11 protein-coding genes are annotated in these 14825 nt (G+C 52.9%); 3 read left to right on the forward strand and 8 right to left on the reverse strand.

The features are described 5' to 3' along the window. Positions 1-5: 5 nt before the first annotated feature. Positions 6-2669 carry a hypothetical protein gene (locus BLU97_RS09790; protein WP_074761380.1) on the forward strand — a complete coding sequence of 888 codons (2664 nt, stop codon included), beginning with the start codon at positions 6-8 and terminating at the stop codon, positions 2667-2669. Here BLU97_RS09790 and BLU97_RS09795 read toward each other — a convergent pair. Continuing rightward, the gene (locus BLU97_RS09795) at positions 2660-3529 is read right to left on the reverse strand and encodes an AraC family transcriptional regulator (protein ID WP_074761381.1); all 870 of its coding nucleotides are present in this window, start codon (positions 3527-3529) and stop codon (positions 2660-2662) included. The genes BLU97_RS09790 and BLU97_RS09795 overlap by 10 nt on opposite strands. Before the next feature lie 129 nt (positions 3530-3658). Here BLU97_RS09795 and BLU97_RS09800 point away from each other — a divergent pair, with 129 nt between their 5' ends. Beyond that, entirely contained in the window at positions 3659-6016 is a 2358-nt protein-coding gene (locus tag BLU97_RS09800) for a beta-galactosidase (protein WP_074761496.1), read from the forward strand. Positions 6017-6021: 5 nt separating this feature from the next. On the opposite strand, the gene BLU97_RS09805 is transcribed toward BLU97_RS09800, so the two are convergent. Together BLU97_RS09805 and BLU97_RS09810 are read right to left on the reverse strand one after the other, a co-directional pair. After that, a complete protein-coding gene (locus BLU97_RS09805) occupies positions 6022-6537 on the reverse strand; it encodes a pyridoxamine 5'-phosphate oxidase family protein (RefSeq protein WP_074761382.1) in 516 nt (171 codons plus the stop codon). Between the two features lie 119 nt (positions 6538-6656). Then, positions 6657-7352, reverse strand: a complete 696-nt coding sequence (locus tag BLU97_RS09810; RefSeq protein WP_074761497.1) for a 4Fe-4S binding protein — start codon at positions 7350-7352, stop codon at positions 6657-6659. 128 nt (positions 7353-7480) lie between these two features. On the opposite strand from BLU97_RS09810, the gene BLU97_RS09815 reads away from it, so the two are divergent. Further along, entirely contained in the window at positions 7481-8407 is a 927-nt protein-coding gene (locus BLU97_RS09815) for a LysR family transcriptional regulator (protein ID WP_074761383.1), read from the forward strand. A gap of 19 nt (positions 8408-8426) precedes the next feature. On the opposite strand, the gene BLU97_RS09820 is transcribed toward BLU97_RS09815, so the two are convergent. The 5 genes from BLU97_RS09820 to BLU97_RS09840 are packed head-to-tail and all read right to left on the reverse strand — an operon-like array spanning position 8427 to position 14809. Continuing rightward, positions 8427-10067, reverse strand: coding sequence for a hypothetical protein (locus BLU97_RS09820; RefSeq protein ID WP_139208981.1), 1641 nt, complete (start codon positions 10065-10067; stop codon positions 8427-8429). Positions 10068-10085: 18 nt separating this feature from the next. Continuing rightward, complete coding sequence (locus BLU97_RS09825) at positions 10086-10799, reverse strand: hypothetical protein (RefSeq protein WP_074761385.1); 714 nt, start codon at positions 10797-10799, stop codon at positions 10086-10088. Positions 10800-10803: 4 nt separating this feature from the next. Next, complete coding sequence (locus BLU97_RS09830; RefSeq protein WP_254771698.1) at positions 10804-11373, reverse strand: TlpA family protein disulfide reductase; 570 nt, start codon at positions 11371-11373, stop codon at positions 10804-10806. 9 nt (positions 11374-11382) lie between these two features. Further along, on the reverse strand, positions 11383-13785 hold the full coding sequence (locus BLU97_RS09835) for a C13 family peptidase (RefSeq protein ID WP_254771699.1): 2403 nt from the start codon (positions 13783-13785) through the stop codon (positions 11383-11385). Next, a complete protein-coding gene (locus tag BLU97_RS09840) occupies positions 13775-14809 on the reverse strand; it encodes a hypothetical protein (RefSeq protein ID WP_139208983.1) in 1035 nt (344 codons plus the stop codon). Before BLU97_RS09840 ends, BLU97_RS09835 begins: the two co-directional genes overlap by 11 nt. Positions 14810-14825: the final 16 nt, after the last annotated feature.

Raw genomic sequence — 14825 nt, forward strand, 5'->3', positions numbered from 1 at the left:
GTGATATGATTAAAGGTATTGGTATAAAAGGTATAGTATGTTTTCTGTCGTGTTTGATGATGCTGACGGCGTCGGCACAGCAAACCATGAGTTTAAGTGGCAAGTGGCAGGTTAGGCTTGGCACCGGTAAGGTGCAGCCTATCGCCCTGCCTGGCACACTTGACGGGGCGGGCATTGGCACGCCTAACACGCTGCAGCCTGCGCTACAAAAGCCGCAGCTGTCGCGACTGACACGTAACCACCAGTACATTGGTACGGCTACTTACGAGCGCGAAATCATCATCCCCCAGGAGATGGCTGGCAAACCCTTGCAGCTGCTGCTGGAGCGTGTGATGTGGCGCAGCCGCGTGATGATAGATGACAAGGACCTGGGCCAGATGCAGGAGAGCCTAACCACACCGCACCTATTTAATATAATGGACGGGCTGACCCCTGGCAAGCACACGCTAACCATAACCATCGACAACAACAAACTGCACGATATAACAGTGGATAACCTGGCGCATGCCTACACCAACGACACACAGATAATGTGGAACGGCGTGTTGGGACGTATGGAGCTGAGCGTGGCGCCTGAGATAGGCGATGTGCAGGTGTATCCTGAGGTTGACAAGCAGCAGGCACGCATAAAAGTATCGCTGCTGGATGCGAAGAAAGAACCGCAGTTTATGCTTGACGGACAGGCGGTAAAGCCCACCAAGGTGGCTGCTGGCGAGTATGTGCTGCCGATGGCCGATGCACAGCTGTGGAGCGAGTTTAACCCGCACCTGTACACCCTGAGCGTGATGGCGGGCGGACAAACCAAAACGGTGAGCTTTGGTATGCGCAGCTTTAAGGCTGTGGGCAATCGCCTGCTCATCAATGGTCATCCAACCTTCCTAAGGGGCACATTAGAGTGCTGCATCTTCCCGCTAACAGGCACACCACCAACGGACGAACGCGGCTGGATGAAGGTGTTTACCACCGCCCGCGAGTATGGCCTGAACCACCTGCGTTTCCACTCGTGGTGCCCGCCCGAGGCTGCTTTTCGTGTGGCCGATAAGATGGGATTCTACTGTCAGGTGGAGCTGCCCAACTGGTCGCTCACGGTGAACAAGGATACAGCAACCGCCAAGTTCCTGTATCAGGAGTTCGACAACATTGTCCGCAACTACGGCAACCATCCATCGCTGTGCATCATCAGCTGTGGTAACGAGCTGCAGCCTGACTTCGACTTCCTGAACCAACTGACGCATTACATGAAGCAGCAGGACCCACGACACCTTTACGTAACATCGACCTTTACCTTTGAGAAAGGACACGGCGTAAAGCAGGAGCCCGAGGATGATATTTTTATTACCCAGTGGACGGACAACGGATGGGTGCGCGGGCAGGGCGTGTTTGATGAGCGTGTGCCCGACTTTAAGAGCGACTATCGTGAGGCCGCCAAAAACATTACGGTGCCATTGGTAAGTCACGAGATAGGGCAGTACAGCGTGTATCCAAACATCAAGGAGATAGATAAGTACACGGGTGTGCTGAACCCGCTGAACTTTAAGGCGATACGCAACGACCTGCAGCAGAAGGGCTTGCTGAACCGTGCCGACGACTATCTGAAGGCATCGGGAAAGCTGGCTGCCATCCTTTACAAGGAGGAGATAGAGCGTGCGCTGAAAACGCCACAGCAGAGCGGTTTCCAACTGCTGGATCTGCACGATTTCCCCGGACAGGGAACGGCGCTGGTAGGACTGCTGGATGCCTTTTGGGACAGTAAGGGCTTGGTAGAGCCGCAGCGTTTCCGCGAGGCTTGTGCGCCCGTGGTGCCTTTGGCCCAGTTTGATAAGGCTGTGTGGAAGGCCGACGAGACATTTATCGCCAAGGTGGATATTGCCAACTACAGTTTTGAAACGATGGTCGATAAAACCATTAGCTGGCAGCTGAACGATGAGGCTGGCAATGCCTATGCCGAGGGAACTGGCGAGAACATAAAGATAGCCCTAAACAAGGTAGAGAAGGCGCAGCGCCTGGAGCTGGTGGTAGCCATCAAAGACACGCCATGGCGAAATCGCTGGAACATCTGGGTATATCCCGATATAAGTGAAAAACTAAAAGTGAATAGTGAAAAGTTGGTGGTTACAGCCGATGTGGACGAGGCTATGAAGGCCTTGAAGAAGGGCAAGAAGGTGCTGCTGTCGCCAAAAACTGCTACCATCAAGGGCTTGGAAGGCAAGTTCCTGCCTGTATTCTGGAGTCCGGTACACTTCCCCAAGCAGGCTGGCACCATGGGCTTGCTGTGCAACCCGCAGCACCCGGCATTGGCCAACTTCCCCACCGAGATGCACAGCAACTGGCAGTGGTGGAACCTGGTTAAGCGTAGTCGCGTGATGGTGCTGGATAGCATCGCGCCCGTACAGCCTATCGTTGAGAGTGTAGATAACTTTGTGAACAATCGCCGCTTGGCGCAGGTGTTCGAGGCAAAGGTGGGTAAGGGTAGTCTGATATTCTCGAGCATCGACCTGCTGACCGATGCCCATCTGCCCGAGTTGCGACAGATGCAGTACAGCTTGGTGCAGTATATGCTGAGCGATGCATTCGAGCCCGCCATGCAGCTATCGGAGCAGGATGTGCGCAGCCTGATTCTGGAGAAATCGGTTGACCAGAAGACCGATGCCAACTCGATTTACAACTGATTGCGGTAATCGGTAGGACTCATGCCCATGAGTTTTGAGAACAGGCGCGAAAAATAGAGCGGATCCTCGATGCCTACTTTATAGCAAATCATATTTATTTTCATGTCTGTAGTGCGTAACAGCCTGCAGGCATGTTCTATTTTAAGGTGGTTAAAGTAGGTGATAGGACTAACACCCGTTTTCTTTTTAAACAGCGTGTTGAAGTGGCTCTGCGAGTAGCCCACGTAGCGCAGCACATCGTCCATCATCATGCGGTTCTCGATATTCTCGCGCATGTAGTGGATGGCTTGGTCAACAATGTCGGTTGGTGCTTCGGCTTTGGCGCGGCGGAACTGACCTAAATAGCGCATGGATGCTAAGAAATGGTGCAGCAGACTACTGGCGTAGCGCATATCCTCAAGCTCCTTGCCGGCGCAGAGTGTGCCTAATATCTCCTCGAAGATGTTCAGGCGTTCGCCAATGCGTGAGTTGATGGCTACGTTAATGCTCTGCGGCGTGGCGGCACCTTGGGCATACACATGGGCTGCCGTGCCTGCAAAGTGTACCCAGTAGATGGTCCAGCTTTGTTGGGTGCCGTAGGCGTGCGGTTTGTGGGCTGGCAGAATAAAGTACTGGTTCTTGCTTACCTGGTGGCGCTTGCCATCCACCTGGTACCAGCCGTCGCCCTCAACACAGTATATCAGCACATACTGGGGAATGGCCTTTTCGCGGGTGCGCTGGTGGTGTTCGGCCTTGGGATAGTAGCCGATATCGGTAATATACAAACTCTGGCAGAGCTCATCGTGCTCTTCCATCTCGATCAACACCGGTGGCAGCACCACCTTCTGTTCGCCCTGGAAACCGTCTTTCTTCTTAATCATCGCCGCAAAAATACGCAAAAGCCGCGAGTTACGCAAGTAATATCACAAAAAAATCCATAATATATGATGCTTTTGTCCATGTGAATAAGATTTTAATGTAGTATTTTTGCATCCAAAATGATAATGAATATGATGAAACAATTTTTCATGATAGCTGCGTTGGCCGTCGGAACTTCGGTTCAGGCACAGCAGGTGTACCAGCTTAACGAGCCTGCGCAGCCTAAGCAGATACGTAGCAACCACCTGCGTATGGGTGGTGTAAACCCGCAGGGCGAGCGTATCGATGTAAACAGTTTTTATATGTCGATGGCAGGCAAGCCCGTTATCCCCGTGATGGGCGAGTTCCACTACAGCCGCTACCCGGCCGAGCAGTGGGAAGAGGAGATCCTGAAGATGAAGGCGGGTGGCGTAACCGTTATCCCCACCTATGTGTTCTGGAGCCTGCACGAGGAGGTCGAGGGGCAGTTCCGTTGGGATGGTCAGCGTAACCTGCGCCGCTTTATCGAGCTTTGTAAAAAGCATGATATGCAGGTGATTGTGCGTATCGGCCCGTTCTGCCATGGCGAGATTCGCAGTGGCGGTTTTCCCGACTGGCTGTTTGCCAAGCCCTTGGAGGTGCGCAGTAACGATCCCGAATACCTGAAGATTGTTAAGCGACTCTATACCGAGATTGGCAAGCAGTTGCAGGGCCTGTATTATAAGGATGGCGGACCGATTATCGGTTGTCAGGTTGAGAACGAGATGCAGCATTCGGCAGCCCCATGGGCCATTACCTATGCTGGCGAACCCAAGGATAATACGGCAGCCAGCTACAATGCCGGCGAGGCCATGATAGGTGTGGGCAACCAGGCGCGTAAGGCCACAGGTGCCGAGATGGGTAACCTGCACATGCAGCTGCTTAAAAAGATGGCCGTTGAGGCTGGTATCGATGTGCCTTTCTACACCGCCACAGGGTGGGGTAATGCGGCTGTTATCGAGGGCGAGGCCATCCCCGTTACAGCAGCCTATACCTATCCCTTCTGGGCTAAGCCTCACATGTCTAAATTCCTGATGTTTAAGGATTTAACCAAGGAGGCTGATTATGCGCCTACGCGTTATAACCCTGCCGATTACCCCTCGTTCTGTGCCGAAATGGGCGCTGGCATACAGATGATTTATGGCGCCCGCCCGATAGTAACGGCTCAGGCTGCCGAGGGCCTGATGGTGCGCACCTTGGGTAGCGGTAGCAATGGCATTGGCTATTACATGTATCATGGTGGCAGCACGCCCAAGCAGATTGGTGGTGTGGGCTCGTTCCAGGACGAGCCTATGGGTATGCCCAAGGTAAGCTACGATTTCCAGGCACCTATCGGCGAGTTCGGATTGGAAGGTAAGATGTATCGCAACCTGCGACTGCTGCACACCTTCCTGGCCGATTTCGGCCATCTGCTGGCGCCCATGGAGCCCGTTCTGCCAGCCGATTGGCAGCAGATGACACCCGACAACCGCGACCACCTGCGCTATGCCGCCCGTATCAAGGATGGCAGCGGATTCTTGTTTATGGTCAACTTTCAGGACCACGACACCCTGCGCCACGACCAGACTAACCTGCAGGTTAGATTAAACATGAAACATGAAACATTAAACATTCCCACTCAGGGAGGGTTTACGCTTGGCAAGGATCAGAGTGTTATCCTGCCTTTCAATCTAGATATGGATGGCGCGTTGCTGAAATACGCCACCGCACAGCTGCTTGCAAAGTTGAAGGATGGTGATGCCGAGCATTATTTCTTCTTTTCGCCCGATGGTATGGCTACCGAATATCTGTTTGATGCTACCACCGTAAAGGGGAAGCATTTCTTTAAACCTGTGGCAGGTTTTAAGAGTACTTTTGCCTTAAAAACGGCTTCTGGCCGCACCATCAAGGTTACCACGCTTACCCGCCAGCAGGCGCTGAATGCGCTCAAGGTTAACGGCCGTTTGCTGATAACCGATGCCACCGTGCTGCCTGCCGCCGATGGCGCCACGCTGTTAAGTCTTGGCAACCATCAGGTAAACTACGTGGTGTATCCTAGCCGTCAGGGCTTTAAGGCTCAGACAGCCAGCGTAGCACCTGTTACGCCCCAGTTCGAGGTAAAGAAAGCCGGTCCCCGCCGCATGTCGGTATCAGTAAAAACTCCCCTCTCTACTTGGAGAGGGGCAGGGGGAGAGGCTTCAGAGTTTTTCCTCCGCATCCACTATGTGGGCGATGTGGCTATGGCCTTTATGAAGGGCCAGCTGGTGCAGGACGAGTTTTATCATGGCGAGCCCTGGACGATAGGTTTGAAGCGCTATGCCAACGATTTAAAGACCGACCCGCTGACGTTCTATTTCCGTCCGCTGCGAAAGAACGCCCCCTTCTTAGGCGATCTGCCCAAAAAGGCCGTGCCCAATTTCGAACACGGCCCTGTGGTAGATATCCAGAACGTAGAAGTAATCCCCGAATATAAGTTCGATATCAAGTTTTAGTGGGTTTATTCCATACGGCCGTATTTCATCTCTTCGCCCTGTTTGTCGTACTGTTTGCGCTTGCCAACGGGAGGCTCGGTCAGGGTGATGCGAACTATGGCTGTATGGTCAAGGCTGCGGGCGATGGCATCGTCAAACGCATCCATGTGGTGGGGTAGGAATCGCTCGCAGATGGCGCGCAATCCGGCTATCTTCTCTTCGCGGTCGCTCACCAGCTCAGCCTTACCTACGGCAGTGGCCGATTTGAATTGCAGGGTAAAACTGCCGTCCTTCGGTCCTACAGTTGGCGCGCATTTGGTAACTGCCGACAGGAATACCGTCGGCTGATGTGCTATGCAATCCAGCTTGTCGCCCTCCAAGGCACAGTGGAAATAAAACGTTTTCTCATCGGTACGCGCCAGCGACAGGGGCAATCCGTAAGGAGTCCCGTCGGGTCGCGTCATGCTTACTGTTACGTATGGAGCCTTGTCCAGCACCTCCAGTGCAAAGGCGGCATCCATCTGTCTGCTTACTTTTCTCATATTTCTTTTTAATCTTTGTATTTGGCCGCAAAGTTACGGAAAAAATCTCAGACATACAATCATGTCTGAGACTTTCATTCGCATTATTTCTATGCTATATATAAATAATTGTGTTGGTATTAATGTTTCATGCTCATTATCTTGGTGGGGCAGGCCAGGGTGCACTTGCCGCACTTGATGCAGTCGGGGTCTAAGTAGCCCGATTCCTCGCCGCGCGAGTCGTACGGGGTGAGCTGCATGGGGCACACGCGGGCGCAGCTCTTACACTTCATCTGGCAGGCGCTCGATACGTGTACATTAGTGAATGCCTTGGGCAGCGGGGCGTGCTTGGGCGACACCCAGTTAGAGATGGTGCCCATGGGACAGAACGTGCACCAGGTGCGTGGGGCATAGATGAACGCCAGCGCCACACCTACGATGGTGGTTACCACGATGATGGTCCAGAACACCTTGCCGATGCCGGCCCACATGGCCAGTCCGCCCTCGCTCCAGGGCACAAAGCTCAGCTGTATGCCAAACATGGTGAAGATAAAGAATACCATGAACAGGCGGAACCCGAAGGTGCGCACAAATTTAGGAATCTCGCGGTGGGGTGAGTACTTCGACAGCAGTCGGCTGTACAGATTGCCGCGCGGACACACATTGCCGCACCACCAGCGGCCCTTCCAGATACTGAACAGCACCGGACCAACCATACAGATGATTGCCGCCAGACCGATTACTGGGAAAAACCAGCCCAGCAGTATGTAGGCGATGATAATCCAGTAGAGTGGCTTTCCGGGTGTTTTAAAATGTCGGTGAAATTGTTTTGCCATACTTTTTACCTTTTTACTTTTTACCTTTTTTATCTTTTCACGGTGCAAAATTACGCATATTTTGATAGATATACGAATTATTTTATCTATCTTTGCATCGATATAATCTATGATAAATATCTATACGTATGACATTACAGCAGTTAAAGTACATTGTAGCCATCGATCGCTACCGTAGTTTTGCCAAGGCAGCCGACGCCTTAGGCATAACGCAACCCACCCTGAGTGCCATGTTGGTAAAGTTGGAGGACGAGCTCGACGTTCGTATCTTTGAGCGTAGCAGCAAGGCTGTTACGCCCACCATTGCCGGCGAGAAGATTATCCGCCAGGCCGAGCGTGCCATCGCCGAGACCGAGCGCATCCACGAGCTGGTGAACGAGGACAAAGGCGACGTGGCTGGCGATCTGCGCCTGTGTGTTGCATCCAGCATCTCGCCCTATATCCTGCCCAAGTTTATCCGTTATTACACCGAGGATTATCCGCAGGTGCGACTGACTATCAACGAGCTTAAGGGCGATGCCATGCTGGCCGAACTGCTGCAGGGGCATATCGATGGTGCTATCGCCACCGGTGGCCACGCCCAGCAGGGCATACTCGAGATTCCGCTTTATACCGAGCGTTTTATGGTGTATCTCTCGGCCGACTGCTGGCGCAAGCTGCCCGTGTTCCACCCCGAGAATCTAGAGCACGAAAAGATGTGGATTATGCGCGATGCCCAGTGCCTGCGCGACAGCGCGTTCAGCTTCTGCAAGGCGCGCACCAAGGGCCGCAGGGTGTACGAGGCTGGCAGTATCGATACCCTGATACGTATAGTGGATGAGAATGGCGGCTTTACTATTATCCCCGAGATGCACCTGCCGTTTCTGACGGATGCGCAGCGTGAGAATGTGCGCCGTATCGAGGGCGATTACCTGTCGCAGCGCCGTGTGTCGCTCTACATCCGCGAGGACTACATCCGCCAGGCCATGCTGAATACCATCACAAAAACGCTCCTCCGATTCATGCCCGAGGGGATGATGGAGGAGCGGATAGTTAAGTTTGGTATCAAGCTGTGATATGCCAAAAGCGCAATGCTTACTGCTCAACAGGGCCTATCAAGCGTACCGAGCAGCCTACGTGGCGGTTCTTTTCCCATATACCGGTTTCGAAACTGCACTCGGTGCTGCTACCTAAGCGTCGCAGGTCGGTGCCCATGGTCCAAACGTAGACGCCAGCGTATATGGATGATGTATGGTAGCCTTGTCGCTGCCCGTAGTATCTCACGGCCACTTCGGTACCCACGCGCAATCCTGCAGCGGGCAGGAACACCGCACCTGCGGCCTCCATTTGCAACCATTCGTAAGTCGTATACAAGTCGTATGTTCCGGCGCCATCTGCCTCGCTGTGTGCTCTGTTGTTGATAAATTGCGATCCGGGCAACTTCAGCTCGTCAGGATGCACATAGTGATCGGGGAATAGAATCAGACCACCTGTTTTGTAATTGCCGATGTAGGCCCTTACAAAGCGGGCGTTGCTTACGCCGTTGATAGTTGTGCCCGAGCGCTGAAACAGCAGGTGGGTATACTCCGTAGCGCTGGGTGTTCGCCACTTGTTCCTGCCGCCGCCATTACGAATGTTGGCTATTCCCCAATCGTAAAAGTCGCCCATGTAAGTTTCGTCTTCATCGCTCACGTTAACGCCAAAATAGTTGGTGTTGGCGTTTGTACTCCAGCCAAAAAGGTCGACCACGCAGCCATAATAGCGGTCGTCGATGTCGATACAGGTGTTGCCCGGGGCTTGGCCTATATAGCCGTACTGCTTATCGGCAAAGCTCCAATTGTCCCAGTGGCTGGTGAACATCGTTGTCAGGTTACCCCGTGAGAAATAAATCAGGTCGCCATCTTCGTTAGCGGTGAACAAGCCCGATGTGGCACCCTCAATCAGCGATACTTTAATGTTGATGGGGGTGATGGTGTTGGCAGCAAGGCTGGTGTTGCTGGTAACCTTTTTGCGGTACAGCTCTTTGCGCTTGGCTGCATAGACTTCGATATCACCCGAGGTGATGGGCTTTATACCCACCCAGATGTTGTTTAAGTACGAGGTGGTAACGTGATACACATCCTTTCCGTTCTTGATGGTAAGTTTGGTAATGCTACTGGTTATGAATGCATTACCATCGTCCTTGATGGTAAAGTTACAAACGGCTAGCTGGTTGGATAGTGGTGCGTTTTTGGGCAGTGCCGCGCCATCCAGCTTACCATCGTAAGCGGCCACGTCGTATTTATTGCCGAATGTGTCCAGTGAGCCGTCCTGCTCGTTGTATATCTGGTTCATATCCACCGTGCCGTCGTCGTTGGCCATGCTGGCAGGGTACACTATCCTTAGTTTGCCATCGCTCTGTGGGTTGGTGGCTGTTATCGTCAGTCGGGCGTACTTGCCGTTGTTCTTAATGTCGGCCAGCGCAAGGGTTACTTCCTGTTTCACCATCTCGCCGCTGGTGTTCTGGTAAACCACGGCTATCTTGTCGCCTATGGCAAATATCTTCAGTCCGTCGTCGTACAGGCTGCGCGTTTGTGCATTGCCGTCGAAACCAACGGTGGTGGTAAGCGTTACTACCCGGTTGGCTGATTGTGCCTGCTGTCCGGGCTGTTGCGGCATCATATCGTCGTAGCCGTTAGTGCAGCCAGCCATCATGATAGCTGCTATTGCGAGTGCGGTTATGCTTATATGTTTCATATCGTTTGGGTTTTTATGTTACCACCATAGGCGGTTGTCGTTAACGTCGTAATCGTTCAAAGTACCTGCTTTCTCGTTGTTTGTTTCTTCGTTGCAGTTTGATGAACTGAAATTAAATATACTCGAGAGAGTAAAGCACTCGGGAAACAGCGATGAGGTATCAATGTGGCTATTGCCTCCGAAATCCACGGTGGCGGTTTTGGCATAGCCTTCGGCTCCTACCGTAAAGGCGATGGCGGTGCTCTGGGCGCACCAGGTGGCTACGTTGTCGGCCGTTTTGGCGGTGCTGGGTGTTGTGCTGGCGCTGCTGCCAAAGGCATCGGCGATGGTCTTACCAGTAGGTAGTTTGGCCTCGTAGCCAGCAGCTGTAGTGAGGTTAAGCTGATAAGAGCCTTCGGCTATCGATGCTTTAGGCGTTATCTTGGCCCAGAGACCCTCGGTAAGTGGTAGTGCGTTGGCACTAAAAGTTTTCTTCCACTCGGCCGATGTCAGCGCCTCTTTCTTCTTGGCACCCGTCTGGTCCACGTAGTTCACCTCTACGTCGGCCACCTGCAGCACATCGCTGCTTACCTTCAGATAGTACATCATTGTCACTTCGGTCTTAGCCTCGGGTTGGGGCTCAGGCTTTACACCGCCGTCGTCACCCGAGTCGCCCGAGCAGGCAATCAGGCTACCCGCTGCAAGAGCGCAGGTTAGGGTGGTGGCAATCATCCATAAAAAATTCTTTCTCATAGTTCTATTGTTTTAATTCCTTTATTTCGTTAACTATCGTTTCGGCAGTGGGCATGGCTATATCCACATGCATGTAGCGGATAATGCCCTGTGCATCGCTGATATAGATGCGGGGGATTACGCGAGGGGCGAAGAGCGAATACACACGGCGGTTGGGCTGTGGCGAGTAGGGCATGGTGAACTCGGAAAACTTCCAGAACGGCTCGATATCCTCTTTCGTACATTCACGTGCTATCAGCACGATGGGTATGCGCTGACCTTGAATCAGGCTGTCGGCCTGGTTCATATTCCACAGCCGCTGTATCTCGGGCAGCTGGTGGCGGCAGTCCATACAGTCTACGGAGAACAGCACCACCACCGAGGGCTGACCCAAGAGGTCGGCAGTCCGTACCACCGAACCGTCGTTCATCGTTACCTCAAACTCTGGCAACTGGTCGCCCACGACGAGACTGTCGGCTTCGATTACCTCGTCCCCGTTAGTCTCGTCATCTATCGCCGAACACCCGCCACAGGCAGTCATCGCAAAGCTGTATGACAGGATGGCGGCCAGCATCCATAGAATGTTCTTATTCATTGTTATTTATTATTTACGTTTTACGAAGAAGTCCTTCGGGCTCGTAGTGTAGAGGTTGCCGAAGTTGGTGTAGTTGTAGATACCCACATGCGAGCCAAGCGTGTGCTGGGCGCAGTATAGGTAGAGATCGCGGTAGGTGCCGTCGGGGTTCTCCAATACATGCCCCACCAGGTTGCGACTGAATCGGTCGCACATCCAAACACCCAGTTCGTTGCTCCATGAGTCGGCAAACGACTGTTCGTAAGCCCCTGCCGAGCAGATGGCCAGCACACCCGGGATGCCTTCCAGCGCCTTGCCCATATTGGCCGAGTAGCAGGGCTCCAGGCAAACCAGCATTTGACGGAACTGCTGCTGCGTTGCCATCTGCTGCAGTGTCTGCCTCAGCAGGTCGGCCGTCATGCCATTGCCCGCAGGTTCGTCGCGCCACGCCATCTCGTCGATGCCGCTAGTAGCCTTGCTGCGCCCGTGCCCACTCCAGAACAGCAGCACATTCTGCCCCGCATCGGCAGGCAATACTACAGGCGTACGGTCGGTCTTCACGCCCTTCAGGATATTCACGATGTCGGCAGGCGTCAGGTCGGCATTCTTATAGTCGATGACAGCTCCCTCGCGCAGGTTCTTGCCATTGGGATCGGTCCGCACGGCACCCCGGTCGCTATTCTCCGCAGCATTGGCAGCGTCGTCGGAGCTGACGAGGATGATGTGATCGTCGTCGTAGCCACCAGCCTTCAGCATCTGGTAGATATTCAGCACATCGGCCTCATGGCGGTAGTTCATCCAGCCATTACTGCCCTGCACCAGCACGGCATACTGGTCGGTAAGCGCGGGATAGGTGATGGCAGCCGTGGCACCGCCATACTGCTGGTCGAACTTCTCCTCGGCATTCTCCACCAGCCAGTTCCACGAGGCAAGCGTTTTGGCCGTCTGGGCATTACCCTTACGGCTGTAATAGCCGATATGCTGCACTCGCTCTCCATCAATGATCCAGTTCACATAGGTGGTGTTGAGGGCTGCGGTGTAGCAATCCTTGTCGAACTGCACAGGTCCCGAAGCGCCCTTAAAGCCAATCAGTTGTCCCTGCTCCAAGGCTGCAAGGTATAATTCCATACCCGTCTCGCTCCAGGCATAACCTGACAGGAAGTTGTCGGTGGTGGTGATAGCTATGATGGCGTCGTTGAGGTTATCCACCTCCTGATGATGTTCCATATAGTTGGCGGCGAAGGCCGAGAGCAGCAGGGCGTCGTAGAACTTACACTCGGCGAAGGTGGGCTTCGTGCCGTAGCGTCCTTCATAACTCATCTCGAATCCCGTCATCGGATCGGCGTAGGGTGAAAAACCCTCATATTGATCGCAAACGACCTGACCAGTTAAATCGAGTGCCGCTATCCCTTCATCAGTGAGGTTCGCCAATACATAATAAATGGGCGACCAAGTGCTTACTAACTTCTGAAAACCGTGTAAAGCTTCTTTTATTTGGGATAGATTAAAGCCATTTTTTTCCACCAGAGTCGTGATGTGGTCATCAATGTCAACGTTCCACCACTGATAGCGAATTCTGCCTATCTGTGCCACTTGCTCCAGACTCTCTATGACCACAAAGGCAGGCATCACTTCGTTATACCACCATACATCGTCTATATCATCGTAAAAAGCTCGCAATTTTTCGTAGAGCATTTCCGAGTCGGTATACCGTACGTTCCACCTGAACCCTATGCCCAACTCAGTGGCCTGGAAAGGTGCCCACTCATAGAACGTCTGACCGTATGTGGTGTTGGGTGTGAATAGTCCTGAATAATCAGCATATTTGGCATAATCCTCATCCATCTGGATGGTGGCAGCATGACGGCTCTGCATCACCTCCGAGAGCGACACATCGGTCTCGGTGAGCGACCAGAGGAAGGGCTGCTGCCCATCGCCCGTGCTGGTGATAGCGAAGCGTCGTATCACCGTCTCGCTGGTGGCAGTAGGCAGGATAAGCGGCTTGTGGGTCTGCTGACAGTAGGGAGCCAGAATGTTCACGTTGTCGCTGTCGAAGGGGCCTATCACGGCCATCAGGTCATCACGGTTTGCCAACCGTTCGGCTAATGCCTTCAGGTCGGTGCCGTATTCGTCGTACCACTCCAGTTTCAGGTCTATGCAGAGCGTATCGTGCAACTGGGCGTTATGCAGACTGCTGAGCATCCACTCAGCCGTACGCTCCAATCGGGCCTTCATGATAGGATCATTCAGCGGGGCTACCACAGCCACCGTCTTCTCCACCCATCGGCGCGAGTCCTTATACACAATGGTGTCATCCTCCTGCTTGCAAGCAGTGAATAGTGAACAGTGAATAGTGAATAGTGCAGCGCAGAGCCACATCATCCATCTGCCATCAGCCATCTTACATCTTACATCTTCCATCTTACTTCCCATACCGTTCCCCCTCCTTTCTGATGGCTACCTGACGTAGACTATCCATGTTAATATCACCGCTAAACCAGTCTCTTCCCCACAGGAAATACAAGTCCGTCCCCCCGTCATCCAGTCCCAGCGTCTGGTGCTTGGGCATGGTGCCGATTTCCCATTTTTCTAAATAGTCGTCCAGCACCGTATCTATATTCTTGATGACGTTAACATAATTATAGCACTGTCTGAGATAAATAAAGTCATCAATGCTCATATAAAAGGCGTTATCAGGTAAGATGCGGAAAAAGGCATTCATGGCACCACCGCAGACAGGGACCAAGCATACTCTATTATTAGGTATACGAACCTCTTCGAATATGCGCAATGCCGTGGTGTCAGCCAGTTGGAATCCGCCACCTGGTTCGTTGCTCAGATACTTGATGACGAGTGACATTTTGTATTTCGGAACGTCAGACTCAAAACCATCCACAAAGCCATCCCCGGCTTCAACGACCGACTGTGTGTAGGGATTCGCCAGCACCAATAGCACTTTATCATAGATATCAAAATGGCTTAGGCGTCCTGCCATATACATCGCGCCATAATAGTCGATGTAGAGCGTTGAGCCTTTGCCCTCCAGGGGTGTCGATGTTTCCAGATAGAGCAGATCGGCATAGGGATTACGCTCCAGACGGTGGTTGTTCTTACGGATAAACTCATCATAAACGGGACTGGTGGCGATAAACAAGCGGCTCACGCTGTCCTGGGCACTCTCCATCTGCTGGAACATCATCTCCAGATAGGCCAGCCCCTGCTCCATGCTCTCAGGCATCAGATGCAGGGTTCTGAGCCCACGCTTACTAGCCGAAGCCTCAATACCCCTGTATATCTTGTCGCAATACGAGCGGTCGCCCAGACTGTTAGGGCCATAGATCACGGTGACGAGCGGAGCCGTGCTTGGCTTCTCCTCGTTGGGATTTATCTGGTATATCGTATCGCCGTCTTTCGTACAGCCTGTTAAAATGATAAAAATACCTAGTAATAGTGTCAAAAGATTGTTTCTCGTC

Source organism: Xylanibacter ruminicola (assembly GCF_900107775.1).
GTDB classification, from domain to species: Bacteria; Bacteroidota; Bacteroidia; order Bacteroidales; family Bacteroidaceae; genus Prevotella; species Prevotella ruminicola_C.